At 59.5% G+C, this 26,680-nt stretch carries 22 protein-coding genes; 13 read left to right on the top strand and 9 right to left on the bottom strand.

What is annotated here, in order from left to right; translation table 11 throughout:
- Positions 1–181: 181 nt before the first annotated feature.
- The 5 genes from pgi (at position 182) to CRD18_RS09920 (ending at position 4,527) form a co-directional block, all read left to right on the top strand.
- A complete protein-coding gene (gene pgi, locus CRD18_RS09940; protein WP_187406706.1) occupies positions 182–1,819 on the top strand; it encodes a glucose-6-phosphate isomerase in 1,638 nt (545 codons plus the stop codon).
- Positions 1,820–1,987: 168 nt separating this feature from the next.
- Positions 1,988–2,743 (top strand): 3'(2'),5'-bisphosphate nucleotidase CysQ, encoded by a 756-nt coding sequence (locus CRD18_RS09935; protein WP_049190299.1) that lies wholly within the window; start codon positions 1,988–1,990, stop codon positions 2,741–2,743.
- A gap of 16 nt (positions 2,744–2,759) precedes the next feature.
- Positions 2,760–3,596: a thymidylate synthase gene (locus tag CRD18_RS09930; protein WP_049190301.1), complete on the top strand. Its 837-nt coding sequence runs from the start codon at positions 2,760–2,762 to the stop codon at positions 3,594–3,596.
- A 23-nt stretch (positions 3,597–3,619) separates the two neighbouring features.
- Entirely contained in the window at positions 3,620–4,150 is a 531-nt protein-coding gene (locus CRD18_RS09925; RefSeq protein WP_049190304.1) for a dihydrofolate reductase, read from the top strand.
- Positions 4,151–4,248: 98 nt separating this feature from the next.
- The gene (locus CRD18_RS09920; RefSeq protein ID WP_069359432.1) at positions 4,249–4,527 is read left to right on the top strand and encodes a mycoredoxin; all 279 of its coding nucleotides are present in this window, start codon (positions 4,249–4,251) and stop codon (positions 4,525–4,527) included.
- 98 nt (positions 4,528–4,625) lie between these two features.
- On the opposite strand, the gene CRD18_RS09915 is transcribed toward CRD18_RS09920, so the two are convergent.
- A complete protein-coding gene (locus CRD18_RS09915) occupies positions 4,626–6,035 on the bottom strand; it encodes an NAD(P)H-quinone dehydrogenase (protein WP_016422155.1) in 1,410 nt (469 codons plus the stop codon).
- 75 nt (positions 6,036–6,110) lie between these two features.
- Entirely contained in the window at positions 6,111–7,337 is a 1,227-nt protein-coding gene (locus CRD18_RS09910; RefSeq protein WP_049171968.1) for a M20 family metallopeptidase, read from the bottom strand.
- Between the two features lie 184 nt (positions 7,338–7,521).
- On the opposite strand from CRD18_RS09910, the gene CRD18_RS09905 reads away from it, so the two are divergent.
- On the top strand, positions 7,522–8,220 hold the full coding sequence (locus tag CRD18_RS09905; protein ID WP_141753109.1) for a hypothetical protein: 699 nt from the start codon (positions 7,522–7,524) through the stop codon (positions 8,218–8,220).
- Between the two features lie 9 nt (positions 8,221–8,229).
- Here CRD18_RS09905 and upp read toward each other — a convergent pair whose 3' ends face one another.
- Positions 8,230–8,865, bottom strand: a complete 636-nt coding sequence (upp, locus tag CRD18_RS09900; protein ID WP_049171962.1) for a uracil phosphoribosyltransferase — start codon at positions 8,863–8,865, stop codon at positions 8,230–8,232.
- Positions 8,866–9,126: 261 nt separating this feature from the next.
- On the opposite strand from upp, the gene CRD18_RS09895 reads away from it, so the two are divergent.
- From CRD18_RS09895 to CRD18_RS09885, 3 genes are all read left to right on the top strand, one after another.
- Positions 9,127–9,531: a hypothetical protein gene (locus CRD18_RS09895; protein ID WP_070429820.1), complete on the top strand. Its 405-nt coding sequence runs from the start codon at positions 9,127–9,129 to the stop codon at positions 9,529–9,531.
- On the top strand, positions 9,531–10,574 hold the full coding sequence (locus CRD18_RS09890) for a C40 family peptidase (protein WP_187406717.1): 1,044 nt from the start codon (positions 9,531–9,533) through the stop codon (positions 10,572–10,574). The genes CRD18_RS09895 and CRD18_RS09890 overlap by 1 nt, the downstream gene beginning before the upstream one ends.
- A gap of 132 nt (positions 10,575–10,706) precedes the next feature.
- Positions 10,707–11,948 (top strand): hypothetical protein, encoded by a 1,242-nt coding sequence (locus CRD18_RS09885; RefSeq protein WP_070827536.1) that lies wholly within the window; start codon positions 10,707–10,709, stop codon positions 11,946–11,948.
- A 29-nt stretch (positions 11,949–11,977) separates the two neighbouring features.
- On the opposite strand, the gene CRD18_RS09880 is transcribed toward CRD18_RS09885, so the two are convergent.
- Positions 11,978–13,207, bottom strand: coding sequence for an adenosine deaminase (locus CRD18_RS09880; RefSeq protein WP_016422148.1), 1,230 nt, complete (start codon positions 13,205–13,207; stop codon positions 11,978–11,980).
- Positions 13,208–13,364: 157 nt separating this feature from the next.
- On the opposite strand from CRD18_RS09880, the gene CRD18_RS09875 reads away from it, so the two are divergent.
- Positions 13,365–14,615, top strand: a complete 1,251-nt coding sequence (locus CRD18_RS09875) for a D-alanyl-D-alanine carboxypeptidase family protein (protein ID WP_187406705.1) — start codon at positions 13,365–13,367, stop codon at positions 14,613–14,615.
- Here the strand turns inward: CRD18_RS09875 and CRD18_RS09870 are convergent, their stop codons facing one another.
- The 3 genes from CRD18_RS09870 to CRD18_RS09860 form a co-directional block, all read right to left on the bottom strand.
- Entirely contained in the window at positions 14,616–15,641 is a 1,026-nt protein-coding gene (locus CRD18_RS09870) for a YhjD/YihY/BrkB family envelope integrity protein (protein WP_070549728.1), read from the bottom strand. It abuts the gene before it with no gap.
- A gap of 62 nt (positions 15,642–15,703) precedes the next feature.
- On the bottom strand, positions 15,704–16,759 hold the full coding sequence (trpS, locus tag CRD18_RS09865; RefSeq protein ID WP_049171954.1) for a tryptophan--tRNA ligase: 1,056 nt from the start codon (positions 16,757–16,759) through the stop codon (positions 15,704–15,706).
- Between the two features lie 96 nt (positions 16,760–16,855).
- A complete protein-coding gene (locus CRD18_RS09860; RefSeq protein ID WP_049190315.1) occupies positions 16,856–17,287 on the bottom strand; it encodes a hypothetical protein in 432 nt (143 codons plus the stop codon).
- 190 nt (positions 17,288–17,477) lie between these two features.
- Here CRD18_RS09860 and CRD18_RS09855 point away from each other — a divergent pair, with 190 nt between their 5' ends.
- Complete coding sequence (locus tag CRD18_RS09855) at positions 17,478–20,165, top strand: DUF6541 family protein (RefSeq protein ID WP_070827534.1); 2,688 nt, start codon at positions 17,478–17,480, stop codon at positions 20,163–20,165.
- 28 nt (positions 20,166–20,193) lie between these two features.
- On the opposite strand, the gene CRD18_RS09850 is transcribed toward CRD18_RS09855, so the two are convergent.
- Both CRD18_RS09850 and CRD18_RS09845 read right to left on the bottom strand, forming a co-directional pair.
- Complete coding sequence (locus CRD18_RS09850) at positions 20,194–21,150, bottom strand: exodeoxyribonuclease III (RefSeq protein WP_049171950.1); 957 nt, start codon at positions 21,148–21,150, stop codon at positions 20,194–20,196.
- 43 nt (positions 21,151–21,193) lie between these two features.
- On the bottom strand, positions 21,194–22,504 hold the full coding sequence (locus CRD18_RS09845) for an MFS transporter (RefSeq protein ID WP_070827532.1): 1,311 nt from the start codon (positions 22,502–22,504) through the stop codon (positions 21,194–21,196).
- 396 nt (positions 22,505–22,900) lie between these two features.
- Between CRD18_RS09845 and CRD18_RS09840 the strand changes: the two genes are divergently transcribed.
- On the top strand, positions 22,901–23,890 hold the full coding sequence (locus CRD18_RS09840) for a hypothetical protein (protein WP_049193271.1): 990 nt from the start codon (positions 22,901–22,903) through the stop codon (positions 23,888–23,890).
- Positions 23,891–24,155: 265 nt separating this feature from the next.
- A complete protein-coding gene (locus CRD18_RS09835) occupies positions 24,156–26,378 on the top strand; it encodes an NADP-dependent isocitrate dehydrogenase (RefSeq protein WP_069359424.1) in 2,223 nt (740 codons plus the stop codon).
- The last annotated feature ends 302 nt before the right edge of the window (positions 26,379–26,680 follow it).

Below are 26,680 nucleotides of genomic sequence, written 5' to 3'. Positions count from 1 at the left end.
GTAGGTGGCGGATAGTCGACGGATGGTCGGCGCATAGGCGGAGCATAGGCACCGCGGAATCGAGCTGCCAGCAGATTGTGGTCACGCCTGATCGAATACTGTCGCCCGGCGAGAGCGCCAAAACGCAACTAGTCTGGGGAGGTATAAAGTGCATTTCGTCAAAACTCACCTGGGAGCAGGAATGACTGTAGATATCACCGCAACCGAACAGTGGGCTCAGCTGGCTAAGCGCGTGGACAATGTTCGCGCCACCTCGCTGCGTGAGCTTTTCGCCAATGAAGATGGCCGCACTGAGAAGCTGACTTTCGATGCGGGCACTCTCCACGTTGACCTTTCCAAGAACTTGATGTGCCTCGACGGTTTTGCCGAGCTGGTTGAGCTCGCTCGCGCCGCTGGCATCGAAGAAGCACGCGAGAAGATGTTCCGCGGTGACAAGATCAACACCACTGAAAACCGCTCCGTGCTGCACACAGCGCTGCGCCTGCCAGCAGAGGAAAATCTGACCGTCGGCGACCAGGATGTTGCTGCCGACGTGCATGAGGTGCTCGGCCGCATGCGCGACTTTGCTCGCAGCCTCCGCAGTGGAGACTGGCTGGGATACACGGGTCACACTATTAAGACTGTGGTCAACATCGGCATCGGTGGCTCCGACTTGGGCCCGGCAATGGTGACCAAGGCGCTGCGCACCTACGCCACTGCCGGCATTGATGCCCGCTTTGTCTCTAATGTTGACCCATCTGACCTGCAGGCGGTTCTGGATGAGGTCGATCCGGAGTCCACGCTGTTTATTGTCGCTTCCAAGACCTTCACCACGCAGGAGACGCTCTCCAACGCTCACGCAGCTCGCCGCTGGCTTATCCAGCAACTGGGTAGCGAAGAAGCCGTCGCCAAGCACTTCGTTGCCGTTTCCACGAATGCCGAAAAGGTCGCTGAATTCGGCATCGACACTGAGAACATGTTTGGCTTCTGGGACTGGGTCGGCGGCCGCTACTCCGTCGACTCCGCCATCGGCCTGTCCATCATGGCCGTCGTCGGCCCGATGGACTTCATGCGCTTCCTGCAGGGCTTCCGAGCAATGGATGAGCACTTCCTCAACGCTCCGCTGGAGCAGAACATGCCGGTACTGATGGGCATGCTGAATGTCTGGTACTCAAACTTCCTCGACGCCCAGTCGCATGCCGTACTGCCCTACTCCGAGGATCTCTCTCGCTTCCCGGCGTACCTTCAGCAGCTCACCATGGAATCGAACGGTAAGTCCGTGCGTACCGACGGCAAGAGGGTGGACTACAACACCGGAGAAATCTTCTGGGGTGAGCCGGGAACGAACGGCCAGCACGCTTTCTTCCAGCTTCTTCACCAGGGAACTCGCCTGGTTCCGGCTGACTTCATCGGCTTTGCCCGCCCACGCCAGGATCTGCCGACGGCATCTGGCGAAGGTTCCATGCACGACCTGCTGATGAGTAACTTCTTCGCACAGACCAAGGTGCTGGCCTTCGGTAAGACCGCAGAAGAAATTCGCGCAGAGGGCATTGCTGAGGAGCTCGTGGAGCACAAAGTCATGCCGGGTAACCGTCCGACTACGACCATCATGGCTGAGGAACTGACCCCGGACGCTGTCGGTGCGCTGATTGCACTTTACGAGCACATTACTTTTGTCGAGGGCATTGTCTGGGGCCTGAACTCCTTCGACCAGTGGGGCGTCGAGCTGGGCAAGCAGCAGGCTGGTGACCTGTTGCCTGCAGTTACCGGTGAAGTGGCGCCTAATTCTGGCGACGCTTCTACCGATGCGCTGCTGACGTGGTACCGCGACAAGCGCTAACGTCTTCTGGCCAATTGGCCTAGATAGCTAAGAGTCCGCCTTCGGCTTGAACTGATTCTCGCTGCGGGCGGGCTGTTGTTATTTGTATGGCCACTCGGTTGCGGTGAGGATGGGGCGCGGCATCCCGTCGTAAAGCGGGGTCGGGAAAAAGCGAATAGTATCTAAGTCATGTCTGCCTACATTGAAGATGATGTTCTTGCCTATCGACTTGCCGTGGGCGCCAGTGAAATTCTCAAGGGTGTCCGCAACGTAGGCCTGCTGCGTGGCCGCATTCTGGGAGATGCCGGCGACGCACTGGCACAGGAGTGGATTGCCCGCGTACTAGAGCAGCACCGTCCGGACGACGGACTGCTGTCGGAGGAAGCCGCGGATAACCGTGAGCGCCTGGACTCAAAGCGGGTGTGGATTATTGACCCACTCGATGGCACGCGTGAGTTCGCTTCGGGGCGCCAGGACTGGGCAGTTCATGTCGCTCTAGTAGAGGACGGTCAGCCGACCCACGCTGCTGTTGGTCTGCCGGATCACGGCCAGGTTTTCCACACGGGTGAGGCCAAGGCTGTGCAGGGGCCGCGTGCGGGCAAGATTGTCGTATCGCGTACTCGCCCACCGGCTGTGGCGAAGTACGTCGCTGACAAGCTAGGCATGGAGCTGGTGGAGATGGGCTCCGCTGGTGCGAAGGCAATGCACGTGCTGCTCGGTGACTACGACGCCTACATCCACGACGGTGGTCAGTACGAGTGGGACTCGGCAGCGCCGGTTGGTGTCGCTAAATCCGCAGGACTTTTTGTCAGCCGCCTAGACGGCTCCGCGCCGACCTACAATAATGTCGATACTTTCCTGCCGGATATGCTGTTCTGCCGACCGGACCTGTCGGAGGAGATTCTGGCACTGGTAAAGGAATTCAAGGATCAAGAGCAGAAGTAGGTAAGCTAGGGCGGCTATGACCGACTCCACTGACATCACGACACAGGCTCATCAGGGCATTAAGACTCCGTACGAGGATTTGCTGCGCGAAATTCTCGCTGACGGAGCAGCTAAATCAGACCGCACTGGCACGGGCACTCGCTCAGTGTTCGGCCGCCAGCTGCGCTTTGATCTGAGCGAGGGCTTCCCACTGATCACCACTAAGAAGGTGCACCTGAAGTCCATCGTGTACGAGCTGCTGTGGTTCCTCCGCGGCGATTCAAACGTCCGGTGGCTCCAGGATCATGGGGTGACTATTTGGGATGAGTGGGCAGACGACAACGGCGACCTCGGCCCAGTCTATGGCGTACAGTGGCGCTCCTGGCCCACTCCAGATGGGCACCACATCGACCAGATTGCACAGGCGCTGGAGACTTTGAAGTCCAACCCGGATAGCCGCCGCAACATCGTCAGCGCCTGGAATGTCTCCGAGATTTCCAATATGGCGCTGCCGCCGTGCCATCTGCTGTTCCAGTTCTACGTCGCGGATGGCAAGCTCAGCTGCCAGCTCTACCAGCGCAGCGCGGACATGTTCCTGGGCGTGCCGTTTAACATTGCTTCCTATGCACTGTTGACGCACATGATGGCGCAGCAGGCGGGCTTGGATGTTGGTGAGTTCATCTGGACCGGTGGTGATTGCCACATCTACGACAACCACATTGAACAGTGCGAACTGCAGGTCTCCCGTGAGCCGCGCCCCTACCCCACGCTGAAGCTTCGGAAGGCCGACAGCATTTTCGACTACGCTTACGAGGACATTGAGGTCATCGGCTACGACCCGCATCCTCTGATTCGCGGTCAGGTGGCTGTCTAAGTCAGCGAAAGGTGAGTGTCGACATGAACGAGTCCACCGCTTCCACCAGCGCAAGACCCCCGTTTGTAGGGATGATCTGGGCGCAGTCTCGAGCCGGCATTATCGGCGACGGTGCGACTATGCCCTGGCATCTGCCTGAAGATCTTCAGCATTTCAAAACAACGACGATGGGCGCACCGGTCATCATGGGGCGTCGCACGTGGGACTCGCTGAATCCCAAGTTCCGACCACTCCCCGGTCGTCGAAACATCGTCCTTTCACGCTCCGTGTCCGATTTCCCCGGCGCCGAGTCCGCAACCAGCCTCGAAGCCGCGCTCGCAGCCGTCGCCGACGAACCTGCAGCGTGGGTAATCGGAGGCGGGCGCGTCTATCGTGACGCACTTTCGCTTGCCGACGAATGCGTGGTCACCGACATTGATACTGATGTCAGCGTCCCGGTACCGGTCATGGCTCCCGACCTCTACGACTGGGTTCGCGTCGAGGATGGTCCGTGGCAGACGTCAACGACCGGCCTACGCTACCGCTTCTGCACGTGGCGGCGGCTAGAGGATTAGCTTGGAAGCCTGTCCAGCAAAGCTCTGAGGCGGGACTACTGCCCGGCGAAAGTATTGCTCAATGGAATATCGGCCTTGGTCCGCGCGTTGACCTAAGTATGACTGATGTGAAGACTCCACAGACCACCGAACACGTGACCATTTACGCTGCGTCCTGGTGCCCTTTCTGCCAGAACCTTATTGCTGGCCTGAAGGAAAACGGCACTCCGTTTGAGGCTTGGGATGTCGAAAAGCACGACGACATTTCGAAGTGGGTTGAGTCCGTCAATGATGGCAACCGCGTTGTTCCGACTGTGCTGTACTCCGATGGCGTGCACGCCACGAATCCGTCGGTTGAGGAAGTCACCGCTAAGTACGCTGAGCTTTCCGGCAAGTAATTAACAAGCTAAGTATTTAAAAAGCCGAGCCCCACTTTCGGGGCTCGGCTTTTTAAGTATGAATACGACCGGTCATGCTGCCAGTCGCGATACCAGTATTAGTCCAGATCGTCGTGTGCCATCAGCTGACGAGCAGCCTCAGTAATCGAGCCAGACAGCGACGGGTAGACAGAGAAGGAACTTGCCAGGTCATCGACGGTGAGCTGGTTGGAAACACACACCGCAATTGGCAGAATCAGCTCCGAGGCGGTCGGAGCGACCACCACACCACCGATAATCATGCCGGAGTTCTTACGGCAGAACAGCTTGACGAAACCGTGGCGCAGCGAGCGCATCTTCGCACGCGGGTTACCTGCCAGTGGGAAAACCTCAACGCGAGCGGAGACCTCACCGGACTCAATCTGAGCCTGGGAGACACCGACAGTCGCAATCTCTGGGCGGGTGAACACTGCCGACGAAACGGTGCGCAGGCGAATCGGAGATACGCCTTCACCGAGGGCGTGGTACATCGCAATACGGCCCTGCATAGCTGCAACGGAAGCCAGCGGGAACAAGTCGGTGCAGTCACCGGCAGCGTAGATACCCGGCACGTTGGTACGGGAAACACGGTCGACGTGAATATGGCCAGAAGGAGTCAGTTTTACGCCACTTGCTTCCAGGCCCATATCCGCGGTGTTCGGAATCGAACCGACGGTCATCAACGCGTGGGAACCGAAGACCTCACGGCCGTCGGAAGTGACGACGCGAACGCCGCCGTCCTCCGTGCGTTCGACAAGATCACAGCGGGCGTTCTTAACAACGTCCACACCGCGCTCCAGTAGGACTTCCTCTAGGGCATCTGCAGCGTCGGCATCCTCGTGCGGCAGGATGCGATCACGCGAGGCGACCATGGTGACCTTCACACCCAGCTCGGTGAACGAGGATACGAACTCAGCACCAGTCACACCGGAACCGACCACAATGAGGTGCTCCGGCAGCTCCTCCAGTTCGTAGACCTGACGCCAGGTCAGAATACGGTCACCATCAGGAATCGCACCCGGCAGAATGCGCGGGGACGCACCGGTGCTGACCAGCACCAGGTCGGCTTCAAGAGTGACCTCGCCGCCCTCGAGCAAGTCGACGGTGACGTAGTGAGTTACACGGCCCGGGTCGTGGTCATCGAGGCGACCGCGGCCCTGCAGCATCTTGATGCCCTCACGCTCCATCTGCGCGCGAACATCGTCGGACTGCTGCTGAGCCAGGCGCTTAACGCGCTCGTTGACCGCAGTGAAGTCGATTTTGCGCTGGGAAAAGTCCGGACGCAGACCCATCTCGTCCGCACGACGCATATCGGTACGAACGCCCGTCGCCGCGATGAAGGCCTTAGAGGGAACGCAATCCCACAGGACGGAAGAACCGCCCATCCCGGCATCCTCAACCACAGTGACTTCAGCACCGTACTTGGCGCCAACCAGCGCTGCTTCGTAGCCGGCTGGGCCGCCGCCAATGATTACGATCCTCTGTGCCACAAATCCTCCAAAGTTGCCGTGGATATCACAATGTAACTACCGCGGGAGGCATTTTCCCCGCTTTGCCCCCATAGTCTAACGGACAGTCATGGTTGACTGCGCGCCGTCCTCATAGCGAGCAACAATGCCAGCGAAGAGTTTCACACCAACGCCCAGGCAACGCTCGTCCACGATTAGGTCATCTCGGTGCAAATCGTGCTTGTCGCCGCGGCCGGACCAGCAGCCCAAGCGGGCCATCGCGCCCGGGACGTGCTCGAGATACCAACCGAAGTCCTCGCCACCGGACGACTGTGGGGCCTGAATGACAGCATTCTCGTCCACTCGTCGCACTGCTTCCGCAATCAGGGCGGTGCAGTATTCGTCGTTAAGCACAGGCGGCACGCCACGCTCGTAATTGATGGTGCACTCTGCGCCGGTCGGGGCGAGGACTTGTTCAATGAGTTCGCGAACCAGTGGATCGATGTCGCGCCAGGTCTTGATGTCCGCGGTGCGCAGGGTGCCGCTGACGCTGCCTTCCGACGGAATCGCGTTGTGTGCATACCCGGAGTGAACGGAGCCGAACGTGAGCACGGTGCCAGTGCGTGGGTCGACGCGTCGTGACAGCAAGCCGGGCAAATCGACAATCAATTTGCCCAGCGCATAGACAACATCGGCTGTCATCTGCGGACGGGAAGTATGCCCGCCCGGGCCATGCACCTGAATCTCCAACGTGTCGGCCGCAGAGGTGATGGCACCTGTTCGAACGCCGACGTGACCGACGCGCAGCTTCGGCTCACAGTGGACGGCAAAAATACGCTCAACGCCATTGAGCGCACCGGCAGCGATAACCTCGGGTGCACCGCCAACCATGACCTCCTCGGCGGGTTGGAAAATGAAACGCAGCGGCGTCGGCAACGTGTGCTTCTCGTGGTACTCAGCCATAGCCAGAGCCGTCGCGAGCGTAATCGTGGTGTGAAAATCATGCCCGCAGGCGTGCATGACGCCATCGTTGGTGCTGGCAAACTCCAGCCCCGTGGTCTCTGTAATTGGAAGCGCGTCTATATCGCCGCGGAAAGCGAGACGCCCCGGCAATTCACCTCCGGCTTCGCTACCGGCGAGTTCATCTTCACCAATGTCGACCATCAAGCCGGTGTTGGGAAACAGCACTGGTTTCAGCCCTGCAGCACGCAGCTTCTCCTCCACAAAAGCCGTGGTGGCGTGCTCCATGTGAGATAGCTCTGGGTGCGCATGAAGATGCCGCCGCCACTCGAGAATCTCGTTCGCGTGCTCGGCCCACCAGTGCTTAATAAACTCCTCAATCACAATTCTCCAGTGTAAGCGCTCCACCGACAGGCCGTAACAAGAGGCCTACCGACGACTGCGCCAGCGACAGCAGTGGCCGGCAAGCGTTTGAATATCAGCGCCAGACGTACACATGACCAGGGGCCACTTCTTTCACTTTGACCCCTTCAATTATCAGATGTTTCACATTTTGAGGAAGTCTGCGATGATATTAGGCATGTCCGGCAATGGCACACCTAAGTCTCTCAGCATCCCCATCATCATCGTGGCCACCGCACTCGTGGTCGTCATCGGCATCGCCATCGGCCTGTCGCTGAACAATAGTGATGAGCCCCAGCGTCCGGAGGTCCCCTCCTCCTCGCAGCCGACGTCGCCCAGTTCGACACCGCCGTCCTCGACGAGTTCGACTTCTACGAGCAAGACGACCACCACGACGACAACTACGTCGAAGTCCTCCGAGACGTCGTCAAGCACGCCGAGCACTTCGACATCGTCCTCGTCGTCAAGCACGCCGAGCACCACGTCTTCGCCATCCACGACGACGAGCTCTGAGCCGACAACAGCTCCGGAGGGACAGGACTTCGGCACTGGCCGCTCCGACTTGGACGGCCTGGGCTTCGTGGGCAGCTCCGCACGCTGCGACAACGGTGACCGCGCCTTTGCTGTTATCGCCGCTGAACAGGGAATTAAGGCTGCTGCTTGTGAGACGCGCTCCGGCGAGAAGTACTACCGCTCGGATACACCACAGGGTTCCGGATCGATGGACATCATCGTCGATGAGGGCGACCGCGTTGTTGCACAAAACGGCTCGTACAAGTACCAGATGTCCCCCGACGGAGTTCTTGTGACCAAGGACAACGAGGTCGTCAAGAAGTACGCGGCAGAAGCCTGGGGAACTGCCTAAGAGATTAATTTAAAGATCAATGTTGCGGGGACCGTAGAGACGGTCGCCCGCATCTCCCAACCCCGGCACAATGTAGGCATCCTCGTTAAGATCCGGGTCCACCACAGTGGTGACAAGACGCACCGGGAAACCGGATTCCTTCAAGGCGTCGACACCCTGCTGTGCAGAAATGATGCACACGGCCGTGATGTTGTCCGCTCCGCGATCCGCCAACAGCTTCAGGGCATGCAGCAGTGAACCGCCGGTTGCCAGCATCGGGTCGACCAGGAAGACAGTGCGCCCGGACAGATCCTCCGGCAGCGCCTCGAGGTACGGCACCGGCTCATGAGTTTCCTCATTACGAGCCAAGCCAATAAAGCCCACCTGCGCATCCGGAATCATCGACAGCGACGGATCGATCATGCCAAGCCCCGCACGAATGACGGGAACAATAATCGGCGGATCCTGCAGACGGTAACCCGGCGCGGTAGTGATTGGGGTCTGAACATCGAAGTTATCGACGGGCAGCTCCCGGCTTGCCTCGTAAATCAGCATTGCGCCCAGATCGGCGAGTGCCGCACGGAAGCCCGCGTTATCAGTGCGCGCGTCGCGCAGAATGGTCAAACGTGACTGTGCCAAGGGATGGTTGACAACGGTAATCTCCATGCCTTCCAAAATACATTGCTTTGCTTTTGCCGCTCTGGTGCCGGCATCGCAAGTTTCTGAAAACGCGTTCCCAAAAAAGATGGAACCGAATCGGCCTTTTTCGCGCCTAACAATACGAGGGCTTTTTACTGCGCCCCATTTGCGTAAGCCCGCTTACTACCAAACCACTTGCCGCTCAGCCGCCGTCCGAACCCCGCTAGCCGTTCAGCCACAGCACTGAGTGTTGAACCACACGCGAATTTCCTAGAGAGGCCGTCAACATTGTCCCGTCCATCACCACACAGTTCCCACAGCCAATCGTTTCTCTCTCCGACCACTAGCGGGAATGACTCAGTCTTTACGCTGGCGCCAGAGCTTATTTCTGCCGATGCCACGCGCCTTGACGCGTTGTCGCAGCAGGTCAGCGGCGCTGACTTGGGCATCAGCGCACTGCTCTCGCTTGGCGACGTCCCGTTTGCTGGGCCCTTCTGTCACGCTGCAGCCACTGCTCTACAGCGCCAGCATGAGCATGTAGCTGAGCTGAATGAGTACGGCACCAGCGCTGCTCGTGCACTGAACGCTCTTGTCTCTGCGGTGTCCACTGCTGAAGATGCCGGCGCATATGCGCTGCAGTCCATCTCACCGAAAATGGGAGCCGTTGCAACTCGCGGAATGGGCGGTGCGTGATGCTTCCCACCAATCTACTTACGGAGGTCCCCACCGCGATTGCACAACAGCTAAGTCCTGCCATCGCACCCGCACTGGCAGGACTTGACGGGGCCGCAATACCCGCCGCGAGTACCGCCTGGCGCTCAGTGGCAGATTCCGTTGACCGCAACTGGGGCGATGGTGCTGGTTCCGGAGCAGGGGCCGCGGGAACAAGTCTCAAACGGGCTGCAAATGCGGCAGCCGACTTGGAAACTCGCGCCGGAACCATTGACAGTGACATTGCCAAGGGGCTGGCCTCAGTAATGTCAGCGGCCACTGATTTGGCCCGGATCGCCATGGATTTTGTCACTTCCGCCATGGGCTCGTTGACTGCGACGGCTGCGGGGCCCGCTGGTCTCGCCGCGACCGGCGCCAGCCTAGCCTCAGCGGCCAGTTCCGCGATCTCCCAGGCCATTGCGCGGCTCATGAAACTAGAGCAAGAACTGCGACCTCTGGTGCAGTCGCTGATACAGCAAGCGAGTACCGCGGTGGACACCCCTACCCCACCTCACTCGGCACAGTTGGAGGCCCCAGGTACCACTCAAGCCGCCCTCGCTTCTACGTCTACGAACACCCCAGGATCGGCTAGCGCTACCGACGCTGCAGATGGTTCGGAGGCGTCGTCCGATTCGGGCAGCGCGCCGGTACCTGCGGATGCTGGAGCTGGCGCGCCCACACCAGAGGCCCAAGCTGCGGTGAAGGCTGCACTGAGTGCCGTCGGAACGCCCTATGGTTGGGGCGGAAATACGCCGGGGCAGGCGCTCGATTGTTCAGGCTTAACGCACTGGGCCTACGGGCAAGCTGGTGTTGATATTCCCCGCACGGCAGAAGCACAGGCCGTCGGCAGACAGGTGAGCCAGGATGAACTGCTACCTGGCGATCTTGCAGTGTGGGACGGCCATGTCGCCATGGTCATCGGTGACGGAAAGATGGTCGAAGCGGGCGATCCGGTGCAGGTAAACCCCGTGCGTACGACCAACATCGGCATGCCGTTTAAGGGGTTCTACCGTCCGACCGGATAGTGCGGTGGGTATCTGCGTCGTAAAACTTCTAAGATAGGAATACGCAAACTTGCCACCCGTGGGGGCGCTGCAGGTATGACAATTTTTGAGTTTTAATAATCACCGACAAGCAGAAGGGCTGCGACGAAAACTATGGCCAGGAAAGGCATCGTTCCTATCGAACTCGAGCTGACCTCGGGCACCTTTTACACGTTGTGGGCTCCAAGCTGGCGTGAGGGTGGCTCCGAGTGGCAGGCTCTGCTCGGCCGCGGTGATGACATCTATTTGTTCTCATCGGCGGCAAAGCTCCTGGCTTTCCTACAGTCGGATGCTCCTCACGACTTCACGCAGCACCCCAGCTGGCGCAACTTCAACCAGCAGCTACCGGGAGCTGCCATCGCGGCGCCACGCCACCGCTATGACCTGATTGGGCTGCCAGAGATTCTGGCCGGCCGGGCCGACTACGACCATGTTTCGCGCGCAGATCGCATTCTTGCCATCACTCGCGCGATTGGTGCAATCGCGGATCTCACTCCGATCAACCAGATGTTCGCCTCTCACTCTGTCCTGGCTGCCACACAAAATGGTGCTGATCATTTCCAGGGCAGTGGCGCCGCTCAGTGGTCGGCTATCGGCAATGTCATCTTGACCAACTGGGACAATTGCATTGACGCTATCGACGCCATCGGCGCAAATACTCCGAGCATCGATGAAGAGTCTGAAACCGCTGCTGCAGCCGCATTAAAGGAAGCGGAGGCCGCGGAGCGTGAGCGTCGTGAAGCAGCGGAGAAGAAGCGCGAAGAGGAAAAGAAGTCCGCAGAGGAGACCGCCGGCGATCCGTACGACCAGACGGTGTGGGCCAACGCTGGCATCGACCCGATCAAGATCTCCATCGCTGGCCGCACGCTCTACACCTTGCGTTGTTACATGGGGCGTCGCCCGCTATTCCTGGGCAGCGCCGGTGAGATTCACACGTTCTCACAGCCCCGCACGATGGTGCGTTGGCTGCTGGAGCACAAGCATCACGACATGTCGGCGCTGACGACGTGGGATGAAATCATCACCGCGGCCAACGCAGGTGAACTGGAGGCCGTAGTGCACGAGGACAATGAGTATTCGTTTACCGGTCTGGCCGAGGACATTGAAAAGGGCCCGAACGCCGTGGACACCGCCCAGCTCGCCCGCGCGTACGAGCTACTCGCAGACGCCGCTGACTGGGCTGGAGATGATGCCGTGAACGAGGTACTGGCGGGCAACCAGCAGCTGCAGTGGCTGCTGAACTTCCTGCTGGACACCGGAGAAATGTCCGAGCCAGTTCCGCCTTACGACGATGAGGCCGAGGGCTGGAGGCAGCTGGAGAAGGACTTGGCCGCTCGGTTCACGACCAAGATCTAGCTCCTCCCAGCAAAGCTGGCCGGCGCTGGCTAGTCCAGCGTCAGGTTCAGCTCATCTTCGGCACCGAAACCCGCACCGTTGACATCAGTTTCGATGTCCTCGTCGCTGTTGTCGATAAGCTGCAGGTAAGCGGGGTAAATAATGGTGTCCATGATGTGCTCGCGGGTCGGCAGATCCACGAATGCATTGTTTAGCGCATTCGAGGTCAGTTCGAACAGCTCGCTGTAGCCGTAACCGAAGTTCTCCACCAACTCCATGCACTCCCGGGTCATGGAAGTCGCACCAATCAGACGGTTATCCGTGTTGACCGTGCAGGCGAAACTCATATCGTCGAGAAGCGAGAACGGGTGATCCGCAACGCTGTCACAGACACCAGTCTGAACGTTGGAGGTCGGGCAGATTTCCAGCGGAATCTGGCGGTCACGAATAGCGGAGGCAACCTCCTGGCATTCGATGCCCTCGAGGGAAGCACCGAAGTCCTCGTAGATGCGCACGCCGTGACCCAGGCGGCGAGCACCTTGCACGACAGCGTCCTGCAACGAATCCACACCGGCGTCTTCACCTGCGTGAATGGTGACCGGAATGAGGTTTTCCCGCAGCATGGTGAATGCTTCGGCATGGTTAGCCGGTGGGAAGCCGTTTTCCGGTCCAGCGATGTCAAAACCGACAACGTACCCGTCGGAGTTCTTCCCGTAGTTGTCGATGACCAGCTGTGCGACTTCCTTGGAATTGTCATTCTGGCGCATCGCACAGACCAGCAGACGTGCGGTGATGTGCTTTCCCTCAGCGGCGGCATGGGCTTCACCCTGCGCCAGGCCTTCGACCAGTGCGTCGATGACAGCCTGCATATCCAGGCCCTTTTCCAAATGGTTTTCCGGAGCCAGGCGCAGCTCAGCGTAGACGACGTTGTCGGCGGCCAGATCCTCGACGGCCTCACGCGCAACGCGCGTCAGCGACTCAGCGGTCTGCATGACGGCGCAGGTGTGCGCGAAGGCGGTCAGGTAGCTCGGCAACGAGCCAGAGTTGCCGGTGTCAATGAACCACTTCTCCAGTTCATCCACGTCGGTGGTGGGCAACTGATCGGTGTAACCGCAGTCCGCGGCCAGGTCGATAACGGTCTGCGGGCGCAGGCCGCCATCGAGGTGATCGTGAAGCAGTACCTTGGGCAGGCTGGCGACAACCTTGCGCATCTCATCGAGATTCGATGCCGAAGACTGTGTGTCCAGAGACTGAGCATCACTGTGCAAAGAATTAGTCATAATGGCCAGACTATCGGTACTGTGCCCTCCGCTTCTACTTCACTGCCGGTGAATCGTAATTCTGCTTTGTACAAAGGCTTCCGCTCCCCCGTTTTCCCCCCATCCACACACGACGAATACGTCATTTCGGGTGACGTTTTACTACCCTTATTTCATCATGTTTCCCTCTCGCCGCTTCTCATCTGCCGTTACGCTGCTAGCTACCAGCGCTCTGCTTCTGCCGAGCACCGCCCCCGCAGCCATGGCGCAGAGCACCTCGCTTACCGACGACGCCCCGATTGTCGGTCCCGCACCTGATATCCGTGACACGGAGGGCTGCCCCTACAAGACCCTTCCACCAGCACCAGTGGATTCCTCTGAGGTTCCGGCTCCCGGCGAAACATCTCCCGCTCCACTTCCGGTTCCTCAAAAGCCGGCTGGAGGTAGCAAGATGTCCGCCTGCGGCATTGTCAGCGGTGAGGGGTTTGACGTTCCGAAGGACCTCTCCGCCTCTGCATGGACGGTGTTCGATTTGAAATCCGGCGATGTCCTTGCGGCGAAGGACCCGCACGGCCGCTACCGTCCGGCATCGATTATTAAGGTGCTGCTGGCGATGGAGGCAATCGAGAATTTGAAGCTCGACACTCCAGTCAAGGCGACCTTCGAGGACGCGAACATGGAGGGCTCTCGTGTCGGCATCGTCGAGGACGTGAACTACTCGGTAGAAACGCTCCTGACTGGTCTGCTGCTTAACTCCGGCAACGACACCGGCCACGCCTTGGCTCGCGAACTTGGTGGCATGGATAAGACCACAGAGAAGGTCAATGCCCTGGCAAAGAAGTTGGGGGCGACGGATACGCGAGTGGTCAACCCGACTGGTCTCGATGCTCCGGGACAGATGACGTCGGCATACGACATGTCACTGTTCTTCCAGCACGCATTCAACAATGAGATTTATCGCAAGCTCTCGGCCACCCGCCTGGCCACCATCCCCGGAGACAAGGCTCTCGAGGTCGATGACTTCGAAATCGCCAACGACAATCAGCTGATTGCCCAGGACTACCCCGGCGCCCTTGGAGGCAAGACCGGTTTTACCGACGATGCCCGTCATACCTTCGCTGGGGTGGCTGAGCGCGATGGCCGTCGTCTCGGCGTCATCGTTCTCGACGTCACTGTGGAGGATTCACCGCGCCCCTGGGAGCAGGCGGCATCGCTTCTCGACGCCGGCTTCGCGGCACCGCAGGACAGCTCTGTCGGTGTCCTCGAAGCGGAAGCGACTGAGGATAAGTTGGTAGAAAAATTGCCCGATATCCTGGACAACGAGTCAACAGGAACCGGGCTAAAAATTACTGTCAGCGCTGCCATCGTAGGTGTCATCGCATTGATTGCGATGGTCACCTACCGCTTCGGCAGACGCGATCGAGGCTAATTATTTCGAACCGAGCAGGCGGTTCAATCCGGACGGGTTGGCCGCTTCCGCACGGACGTTAATGACAGCAGGAGCAGGTGCATCCAGCTCCTCGTCGGCAAGCGCTTCTTCGGTCGTCGCGGTCCAGGCGGTGGCGTACATAGTGATGCGCCAGATGAGGTAGAAAACGACCATCAAACCGATGACCGGACCGAAAACTGCACCGGCCGGGTTCGACAGGGCGTTGGAGAAGAAAACGCTACCGAGCTGCTTGACAACCTCAAGGCCAATCGCACCGATAATCGCACCCTTTGCCGCAGAGCGGAACGGGGCGCCCCCGCGTGGCAGAAAAGCGAGCATCCAGAAGAACAGCAGCCAGTTGGCGACGAGACCAATGGCGATGGCAATCAATCCCGCAATGATAGTGATTCCCGGAACATGGGCCAGACCAATCTTGTCCAGCAGGGACTGGGTCAGTCCGGAAGAGCCGGCTGCAGTGACAGCGAAGGTCAGCAGGATCATAACCAGCATGCCCAGCAGACGCAGCAGGTCGCGAACCTTTCCGATCACGAAGTTGCTAGCGCCTAGCGGGCGCTTCCACAGCTGTGTCACTGCGTTGGAGAGGTTGCCCATCCAACCAAGCCCCGACCACAGGGTGGCAATGAAACCGACGGTGAAGACGCCACCTGCCTGATCGATCGCGCCTTCGATAATTGCGTTGATGGTGTCGCCCATCGACCCATCGATGGAGTCGGTGATAGCGGACTGGATTTGCTCAAGCAGCTGCTCATTGCCACGCAACACAAGCGCGAGGATGGCAAATGCCGTCATGATTAGGGGGAAAATCGACAGCACGGAGAAGTACGTGACAGCGGCGGCAAAAAAGTTACCGCCCTGCTCGGAGTAGCGCTCCTGCATCCGCATAACGTGATCGAACCACGCCCACTTTTCGCGGAGGCGGTCGATTGCGCTCGGTTCATCGGCGTGTACACGCTCGATGCCATAGCGGTCCGTTCTCTTCGGATCTTTTTGAGTAGAGGTTGCCATGTCCCCTACCTTAACGTGCCAGCTTTCGGTACGGAGACTGAAGCGCAGAGTCTACAGCTGAATTACCGGTTGGCGGCCTTCAGGAACCCGACGCGCTCGTACACATCTGCAAGTGTCTTGGCGGCAACTTCACGGGCGCGGTCTGCGCCTTCGGCTAGGATCCGTTCCAGCTCACCGCGATCAGCCATGAGCTCCTCATAGCGTGCACGCAGTGGCGTGGTGAATGCCTCCAGCGCATCTGCGGTATCGGCCTTCAGCTGGCCGTAGCCAGCGCCTTCGTAGCCGGCAACGAGCTCGTCGACAGGCTTGTCGGTCAACGCCGACTGAATGACCAGCAGGTTGGAAACGCCCGGCTTGTTCTCACGGTCGAAGCGGATCTCTCCGTCATTGTCGGTAACGGCCGAGCGAATGCGCTTGGCGGAGACCTTCGGGTCGTCCAAGAGGTTAATAATGCCCTTCGGATTTGCACCCGACTTGCTCATCTTCGAGGTCGGATCCTGCAAGTCGTAAATCTTCGCGGAGCCTTCCATGATGTGTGGATCCGGCACCACGAAGGTCTTCTTGTAGCGGGAGTTGAAACGCTGCGCCAGGTTACGCGTCAGTTCGAGGTGCTGGCGCTGATCCTCCCCCACCGGCACCAGCTGTGGGCGGTAAAGCAAGATGTCGGCAGCCATCAGCATCGGGTACGCGAACAAACCAGCGGAGGTATGTTCCGCGCCCTGACGAGAGGACTTGTCCTTGAACTGCGTCATACGGCTGGCTTCACCAAAGCCAGTCAAGCAAGTCAACACCCATCCGAGCTCCGCGTGCTCGGGCACATGCGACTGCACGAAGAGAACCGACTTCTCCGGATCAATACCGAGTGCAATCAGCTGTGCGGCACCTGCGATAGTGCGCTGACGCAGCTCCTTCGGATTCTGCTCGACAGTGATGGCGTGCAGGTCTGGAATGAAGTAGTAAGCATCGAAGTCATCCTGCAGATTAATCCAGTTCTTCAATGCACCCAGGTAGTTGCCCAGGTGGTAGGAATCTGCGGTCGGCTGAATGCCGGACAGAACGCGCTGCTTACGAGCACTCGGTGCAGGATTAGTTGCTTCAGGACCCTTGCTTTCACTCATAGCCAATAAGTCTAGCGCGAGGCCCGCAGTGGAGAGTCGACGGCGTACCCGTTTCGACAACACGACGGGCTTTTGCGGGAAACCGACTACCAAACGCTAGCCCCGACGACCCTCGTCCCCTTGCTCCACAAGCATTCGATCGGATAGCAATTTGACGGTGCGCGCCGCAGCGGCTGGCGATTCCTCGGGGTACAGTGCGCGCACCAACGAGACAGCTGGGCGGATGCCGTGTTCGGAGAGAACACGGCGAACACGCTCACGCTCCCCCTGGGTCAACTCGAGCGGAGCTACGGGTGGCCTGCGGGTGTAGGACACGACCATCACGACTCCCAGCAGAACAATGAGTCCGAGGGAAATCCACAGTGGCCACGCGTAGGCAAAAGACAGCACGATAAACGCAACAATGACACCGGAAGTCACGACCACTGGGACATTGACAGCAGTGCCAGGGTCGTTCTGCAGACTCCGTGCGATGGCTTCCAAATCGGCCATCTGGTGCCGCTTGTTATCGCTCTCGCCGTTTTTCACTGGGGATGTCCTCTCCTTTCCTGGTCCGCACCGAGCTCGCTTCAAGTCCCGCGCAGATTCGCGCTTGGGTTTTACAGCGGCTGAAGTCCCATCAGTCCTTCTTCAAATCTTAGGCGCTCGCGTCCCAAGTGCCGAACTAACCCACAGGTATTATTGGACTAATTCAATTCTCTTATCCGTCAGGAGTCCCATGCTCGCTGCCATTGCGGTTGCCGTCTTCATCCTGCTGGTCCCAGGCGCAGTTCTCGGTTGGGCCAGTGGGCTACGTCCCACGCTCGCGTTGGCATCTGCCGGCCCATTAATGCTGGGTGTGACCGGTTTTTCCGCATGGTTGTCTCACGTGCTCGGGCTGGATTACACCTGGCTCTTCGTGGCCGGCATGTGGGCATGGTTCTGTGCTATTGGCTATCTGGTGCGCAGATTCGTCCCCCGAGCAACGCCCGAAGACGGCTTCGATTCCGGCGTTGTCACCGCGATGATTGTCGTCGGAGTTACGGTAGTCGGCTCGATGCGCGCCATGCTCGTGCTTAACGACGTCCCTGGCGGCCCCGGCGCTATCCGCGAAGCCTGGGACATGCTCTGGCATACCAACTTCCTCCGGTTCATTGACGAGCATGCAATAGCCTCGCCCACCGCGGCCGGTGACCTGATGAATCAGGAGACCGGGGCCGAAATGTTCTACCCCACCGGCTGGCATGCCATGGCGGGGCTGCTGCCCGGCTCGGTCTTCCTCGATTCCAACGTGTTTGCGTTCTTGGCCCCGGCGCTGCTTGTTCCCGCAGCAACTGCGGTGCTAGCCCGCACCGCAGTTGGTCCTAAGTGGGCGGCCTATGCCGGTCCCGCAGCTGCCGTCGCGACGCTGATGCTTCCGGAGATTTGGGTGGCCCTTTGGCGCACCTCCTCCATGCCGTATCTGCTCGCGGTGGCCGCTTTGCCGATTGCTGCGGCTTTGACCATGCGGGGCTATATTGTCCCCGCTGCGCTTGCCCTGGTCGGCACGTTTATCACCCACCCGGCCGGCGCAATTGCTGCCGTGCTCTTTGTTGGCTTGTGGTTGATTACCCAACCGAGCGTCAGTGGCCTAGTTCGCACGCTAATTATCGGCGCGCTCGCCCTGGTGATGACTCTCCCGGCAGCTTTGTCCGCGAGGGGGCAAGGCGAATCCGTTGCGGGCTTTACCGGCCAAATTGAGATTTCCCGCTCCGAATCACTGTGGCGAACTCTGATTGGGTTTTCCCGCTATGCTGACGAGCCCATCTTTTCCCGGACTGTTCTGGTTCTTGTGCTCATCGGCCTGGTGGTGGCGCTTGTCTCTCGCCTGCCAGACAGCCCATGGGCTCCGTGGCCGGCACTGGTTTTCGGGCTGCTCTTTGTGGTGTCCGATAGTGCGCAGTCCCGTTGGTCTGAGCCGTTCGGCACCTATCTGAAGTTTATTGGCACTTTCTTCTACGACATGCCGTACCGCATGCAGGCGGTTATGGGAATTCTGCGCGCAGTGCTGGTCGGCTACGCAGTCGCGGCTGCCGTTGTCGGGATTGTGGCTGCGGCGCAGTGGATCGTCGCAAAGCGAGATCAGCCGACCAAGTCGTGGAATCCTGCGCTGGCGATGGGGCTCGTAGCGGCACTGGCGATTGTGCCTGCGACCTGGGCGAGTGGGCCTGCTCAGCGCGAGGCAATTCGCCAGAGTTTCGGAAGCACGTTTGTGACCGCTGCGGACATGGAAGCTATTGATTGGCTGTCCGCACAGCCGCATGCGTTTGAGGGGCATATTCTCAATGACCGTCGTGACGGTTCTGCGTGGATGTATGCCATCGCCGGACTGCCGACCCTGTTCCGCCATTTCTCCTTCTCCGACAAAACTGCCGAGGCGAGCAACAAGCTGCCGATAAACGTTGACCTGCTGGGCTCACATCCAGAGTTCGATGCCATGGCGAAGAAATTGGGAGTGCACTACATCATTAGTTCCCCGCCGGGTGTGAACACGGATGGCACGGAGGCGCTGTCGATGCGTTCCTGGGCATGGCACGCGCCGGGGCTCACGCCTGTGTATCACGACAGTTCGGTGATGATTTTCGCGGTCAACAAGATGTTTTCACCTGAAGAGTTGCACGCTGTTGTCAACAGTTCCCCACACCGCCCGGCGCGCCCCAATCCGCTGTGGATGCCTCCGCGCCAGCCGATCGTCCCCTCCCCTGACGAGGCTGTCGATCCGCTCGCCGGCGCGCACATCACCGTCGACTCTCGCCGCGAGGCCATCGAGGCTATCAACGCCGACCTGCCTCGCGCGCTGCGTTTGAGTGGGGATACTTCCGCTCACATCGACAGCATCGTGCAACGCGCCAGCGACAAGCTCCGTCAGCGCGGCGCAATCGTTGGCGCACATTCGCTTGCCGACGACACGGCGAGCGCAGCCACCGTAATCGTCGGTCGCTCATCAGAGGGCCAGACTCTTTCTGGGGATAACATCGGCGATCGTGGCTTTTCGGTATCCGCTGTGGTGAAGTCTCTCGAACCTGAGGACGATGCTCCTGCCGATTGGCAGTTGGCGGCGGGTGTGCGCGACGGAATGGTTTACCGAGGTTTCAATCCGCACAGCAGTTACAGCACAAACGGGGTGCCAACCGAGTTTCGCACCGGCCTGGCGCCGGCAGTGGCGGTGAACCAGAGTTCGCGGCCGCATGCGCCGACAATTGCGCTATCGCTGGGAGCGGTGGGCGCTGAAAAACTCACCCGCGATTTGGCCGACCCCGCTATGCAGGACAAATGGGCCGACGCCATCGTTGACGGCATCGCCTCCATGTTGCGGCAGAACCGGCATCTCGTAACCGCTCCCGAGCCGGAGTTGATCCCAGAGTTCGCTGACCTCAGAGCACACTAGTCCGCTCGGGGTTAGGCGTATGCCGGGTTTAGGCGTACTCCACGATCACCGGCGCGTGGTCCGTCCAGCGAAGGTCGTAGGCGGCAGGCTTATCCACTACCGAGCTGACAGCACGCTTGAGCATTGGTTCGGTTACCGCCTGGTAGTCGATCCGCCAGCCGGCATCGGTATCGAACGCCTTACCGCGGTAGGTCCACCAGGACCAAGGACCGTCGGCCTCTGGGTGCAGACGGCGAGTGACATCAAACCACACCGGATCTGCATTGAGCTTCGGGGCCTCCCACACAGAACCATCGGAGAAGGCACCGGATTCCAGCTCCTTTTCGCTGGCCTGAACCTGCGAATCCTGGGGAACCTCATCGGGCCAGCAGCCGAAGACCGAGTCCATCCAGGCACGCTCCTGCGGTAGGAAACCGCTCTTGCGGCGGTTGGTCTTCCAGTTCTTCAAATCCTGTTCGCGGTGGCAGATGTTCCAGTCGCCGCCGATGACTGCGTGGTGACCGTCGCGCCCCTTGGCACCCAGTTCCGCCAGGTAGTCGGAGAAGGCATCGAGGAAGCGGTACTTCTCATCCTGCTTCTCGCTCAGGGCAGCACCAGAGGGCAGGTAGAGGCTGGCAATCTGGACATCCACATCCAGGCCGGTGTCCGCTGCCGGGGCAATACCACTGATAAACCGACCGGATTCTTCGAACTCCTCGGAGCCGATGCCCACCTGGACGTCGTTAAGCGGAAAGCGCGAGAGAATGCCCACGCCGGCGCGCCCCTTTGCACCCAGGTTTTCAGCGCCGACCCAATGCCATCCGGCATCGAAAGCGGGCGCGAGGGCCTTGCGTGCCTGGTCGTCGGTGGCGCGGACTTCCTGCAACAAAACGACATCGGAACTGGTGTGCTTCAACCACTCCAGCAATCCCAGGTTGGTTTCGCTGCGCTCCTTGACGGCGGCGCGGATGCCGTTGACATTGATTGTCGCGATTGTAAGGCTCATGCCCTCATACGTTACCTATGCGTGCACTACGCCTTGAAGACCCCTAGCGCAGTTCGATGCGCTCAGCCTTCTTCGCCTGTGAGCGGCGGTAAAGAACAATGGTCGGCAGAGCGATGAAGATAGCCAACATCGCCAACGTCGCGCCGCCCAAAGCCGGTGCGCGGTAGCCATAACCGGACGCAATGACCCAACCACCGAGCGCCGCTCCAAAGGCGTTGGCCATGTTCAATGCGGCCTGGTTGAGAGCTGCCGCCAGCGTCTGTGCGCGACCGGCGACATCCATCAGACGGGTCTGCAGATTTGGCACCAATACCGATCCCAGCAGACCGATAAGGAGGAAGTTGATCGTGCCCAGCACAGCATTCTGTGAGGTGAAGTAGAAGACGCTGAGCATGATTACCATCAGCACCAGCGCAACCATGATGCCCCACTCCCCGATGCGGTCGGAGAGCCAGCCACCGATGTAAGTACCGACAACCATGCCGATGCCGTAGGCCATCAGCACAATCCAGATGTGGTTTTCGCTCATGCCCGCTTCGCGAGTCATAGTCCAGGTGATGTAGGTGTAAACCGCGAACATGCCGCCGAAACCAACGGTGCCGATTGCGACGGTCAGCAGCACCTGCGGTGTCACCAGAGCCGAGAGCTCATCCATCGGACGTGTCTTCGGCATGCGGTTCATATGCGGCACGGCGAACCACAGCGAAACAAATGCAATCAGCCCGATGACCGCGACAAACGCGAAGGCGCTGCGCCAACCGTAAATCTGTCCCAGCACCTGCGCGGCCGGCACACCAATCACAGTCGCCACCGACAACCCCACGCCCGACAGAGCCACCATCTTGCCGCGCTGTCCCGGCTTAGCCAGGGAGGCAGCCACCAGCGCCGCCACCGAGAAATACGCGCCGTGCGGCAGACCGGCGATGAAGCGCGAGACCATGACCGCTTCGAAAGAGCCCAGTGTGCCTGCCCAAACCGTGGCACCATTGCCGATGGTAAATGCCGCCATCAGCAGCAGGAGCATGCGCCTGCGCGGAATCGAGCCGGTCAGCACGGTAATTAGGGGTGCGCCCACGACAACACCGAGTGCGTACATCGAAATCATGCGCCCTGCGGCATCCTCATCACGTCCGAAGGCACCAGCGATGTAAGGCAGCAGGCCCATGGCCACAAACTCGGTAACGCCGATGCCGAATGCACCGACCGACAGAGCCACAATCACCAAGATTCGGCGTAGATCAGAGATGTCGTCCTGCACCGGAACAGGACGGCGATGCGAGCTAAACGCTCCCGCACGACGCGCACGCGGTTTGTGGTCGTCGTTGTGGGTTGTTACTTCGCTTGACGACGTCATTGCGACCGTCTCCTTTTCTCTTCTTACGCCAGTTGGTGGACTCTCAGTTCCCCTCGACTTTCGACCCAAGACGGGCTCGCAAAACCGTGAGGGGAGCCGCAAGGGAAAAATGAGACTCTACTCCGCAACACAAAAATTTCGCTATTTAATCCGCCTGTTCCCCGGGTATTTGTGCGCGGAATAACATCTGCGGCCATTAGTGGAAGTCGCTCACTCAAGTTCTTCCCAATGCATTTTGTAATCGGCATTGTTTGCCGAGGACTACGAATTCCCTTCGAGCGCCACGGACTTCCTACCATCGAGCGCTCCGGGTCTTCGATGCTGCCGTAATAGCTACCAGGTAAATTGTTTTAAAAGATATTTCGAACTGCAATACCGATAGGATCTTGATCCACTATGGGCGACCGCTATAACCTCTACGAGTCTCTGACGCTGGATAGCGCAGCCAGCACCGAAGAGCTCCATGCAAATCTTTCTAATCAACTCTCCGAACTGCGAGATGCTGGCGTCTCGGAGTACTCCGGCGAGTTCCAGGAGAAGCTCACTGCGCTGCAAGTGCTTGGCGATGAGGGACGTCGTCGCGAATACGACGCTTTGCTGGCCGATGAGAACGCCACCATCACCATTGCGACGCTGCGCGGGCTGGCAAATCGCCCGGTACCCACTGCGCAGGAATCCTCGTTCCAGACGCAAACCCAGCAAGCACAGTGGTCCGCCCCCACTCAAACCAGTCCTGCGACAGTAACCACCACGGTGACCACGGATGTACCACCGCTGCCTGCAAACGCCACACTGCAGAACATGTGGCAGCGCATGCCACTCATCCCCCGAATCACTACCGGCTTGGTCGGTTTTTCAACTCTGATTGGCATCATCGCAGTTCTGTACGCAATCACGCTCGGCATCCAGGGCGCCAACGATCTCGGCAGCCTAGAGTCATCGTTGGGTGATTCTTGGGATGACATCGGCTACATTATGGGCGCTGCAGCCGCCCTCGTTCTTGTTCCAGTCCTCTTACTGATGGGAATGATGCTTGTCACCTTGACCGCATACTGGATTCACTCCATCCTCCGCGGTGAAGACTCGACGGCACCAATCTTTTTCTGCGTCACCGTGGCACCACTGGCGTTGGCTATGACCATCATCCCCCTCCTGTTCTTGAGCTCCTGGGTGGATGTAGTCCTCTTCCTCGCAGGTGCCATGCTGATCGCGGCTTGCGTTCTTATGTTCCTCAAGGACATGCGCGCATGGTTCCGCGGCCAGAAACTGGTCAGGACTACCCAGTCGGCCCCGGGGCAGGGCTATGCTCCGCAGTACCCACAGTCTCAGAACACTCAGGGCTACCAGTTCGGCCAGAACAATCCTCCGAACAATACACAGAACTAAATAGGCTGCCCTGAACAACCGCGCCGGCGTGCACGACACCCCAGCGCGGTTTTTCGTATTTGAAGGGTTTGAGCGCGGGGGCCGTCGTAAAGCGAAAAATGGAATGAAAAGCGGCGAATAAGCGACAAATAATTGCGCATTTCGTGACTTACCTCACATAATTGCGTTATTCATATCACTATCACTGTTTTTGCGCTATGCCCCGACACAACCCAAGATTCAAAACTGGGTTATCGTGGAACAAAACAGATAGGAGACATGAATTATGGCGACAATTATTTGGACCCGTACTGACGAAGCCCCTCTGCTGGCGAGCTACTCGCTGAAGCCAATCGTGGAGGCATTTGCAAGCCAGGCTGGTGTCAATGTTGAAACCCGCGACATCTCCCTCGCAGGCCGCATTCTGGCTCAGTTCCCGGAGCGTCTTTCGGACGAACAGAAGGTAGAGGATGCGCTGGCAGCCCTGGGCAAGCTGGTCAAGGAGCCGGACGCCAACATCATCAAGCTGCCGAATATCTCTGCATCCGTCCCGCAGATTAAGCGCGCTGTCGCAGAGCTGCAGGAAAAGGGCTATGACATTCCGAAGTACAAGTCGCAGCCGGAAGGCGACGAGGAGACCGCCGACCGCGCCAAGTTCGACAAGGTCAAGGGCTCTGCCGTTAACCCGGTACTGCGTGAGGGCAACTCCGACCGCCGCGCTCCGGAGCCGGTGAAGAACTACGCCCGCAAGCACCCGCACCGCATGGGCGCTTGGTCCGCAGACTCCAAGACCAACGTCGCCACCATGGCCTCCAACGACTTCCGCCACAACGAGAAGTCCGTTGTCATGCCGGCCGACGACAAGCTGACCTACCAGCTCGAGGCTAACGACGGCCAGATCATCACCCTGAAGAAGGACATGCCGGTCCTCAAGGGCGAGATTATTGACGGCACGGGCATGAACGTCCACATCCTGGACAACTTCCTGCGCGCTCAGATCCGTCGCGCACAGCGCGAGAACATCCTGTTCTCCGTCCACTTGAAGGCCACCATGATGAAGGTCTCCGACCCGCTGATCTTCGGCGAGGTTGTCAAGGCCTTCCTGCCATCTGTTTTCCCGAAGTTCGAGTCCAAGCTGGCTGCCGCCAACCTGACTCCGGACAACGGCCTGGGCGCCATGCTCGATGGTCTACACAAGCTTGACGACGCTACTGCGGCGGCCGTCAAGTCCGCTATCGAGAAGGACCTGAAGGAAGGTCCGGCCCTTTACATGGTCAACTCCGATAAGGGCATCACCAACCTCCACGTTCCGTCTGACGTCATCGTTGACGCTTCCATGCCGGCCCTGATCCGCAACGGCGGCAAGGGCTGGGGTCCGGATGGTGAGGAGCGCGACACCCTCGCAGTCATCCCGGACTCCTCCTACGCAGGCGTCTACCAGGCTGTTATCGAGGACTGCCGCGCCAATGGCGCTTTCGACCCGGCCACCATGGGCTCTGTCCCGAACGTCGGCCTGATGGCTCAGAAGGCTGAGGAGTACGGCTCCCACGACAAGACTTTCCAGATTCCGGTTGACGGTGTCCTGCAGGTCATCAACTCCGCTGGCGAGGTTCTGATTGAGCACCACGTCGCCGAGGGTGACATCTGGCGCTCCTGCCAGACCAAGGACGCCCCAATCCGCGACTGGGTGAAGCTGGCCGTTAACCGCGCTCGTATCACTGGCGACCCTGCAGTGTTCTGGCTGGACCCGCAGCGTGCGCACGACAACAACCTGATCAGCAAGGTCAACGAGTACCTGGCAGACCACGACACCGAGGGTCTGGATATCCGCATCATGGATCCGGTGTCCGCTACCAAGTTCTCCCTCGAGCGCATCCGCCGCGGCGAGAACACCATTTCCGTAACCGGTAACGTTCTGCGTGACTACCTCACCGACCTGTTCCCGATCATGGAGCTGGGCACCTCCGCCAAGATGCTGTCGGTCGTGCCGCTGATGGCCGGGGGCGGCCTGTTCGAGACCGGCGCAGGCGGTTCCGCACCGAAGCACGTCCAGCAGGTTCAGGAAGAAAACCACCTGCGCTGGGACTCCCTGGGTGAGTTCCTGGCACTGGCCGAGTCCCTGCGCTACGCCGCTGAGCATGACGACGACCCACGTCCACGCGTCCTGGCTGAGGCCCTGGATAAGGCAACCGCTACCCTACTCGACGAGGGCAAGTCGCCGTCCCGCAAGGCTGGCGAAATCGACAACCGCGGCTCCCACTTCTACCTGGCTCTCTACTGGGCACAGGAGCTGGCCAAGCAGGACGAGAACTCCGAGCTGAAGGAAGTTTTCGCACCGGTCGCTAAGGCTCTCACGGAGAAGGAAGAGTCCATCGCCAAGACCCTGATTGATGCTCAGGGTTCCCCAGCTGATCTGGGTGGCTACTTCCTGCCGGACGATGAGAAGACCTCCGCAGTTATGCGTCCGTCCGCTGAGTTCAACGAGATCATCGACGGTCTGAAGAAGTAGGACTAGCTGCTTGCTCCTGGCTGGCCTGGTTGGCCTGGTTGGCCCAGGCTGGCCTAGGCCGACCTAGGCTGACCGCCGGTTTCGGGCGATAGCCCCTCGCTCATGTTGCATTTGATGCACATGGCGCGAGGGGCTTTTTCTATGCCCTGACTTCCTTAACGGTCTTGACAGTATCCAGTGCTTTTCGGCGCTTTACGGTACCCTTCGCCCATACTCAGTCCCCTGTTTGGCTCGCCCCGACACTCGGCACCGCAGTGCCTCACCCCATGAGTTACTGACTACCTTTATGACACTTTTGTCCA

The organism is Corynebacterium sp. LK31, assembly GCF_014335015.1.
Classification (GTDB): Bacteria; Actinomycetota; Actinomycetes; order Mycobacteriales; family Mycobacteriaceae; genus Corynebacterium; species Corynebacterium jeikeium_D.
The sequence above is the reverse complement of the archived record's forward strand: the minus strand, read 5'-3'. Positions and strand labels throughout refer to the sequence as shown.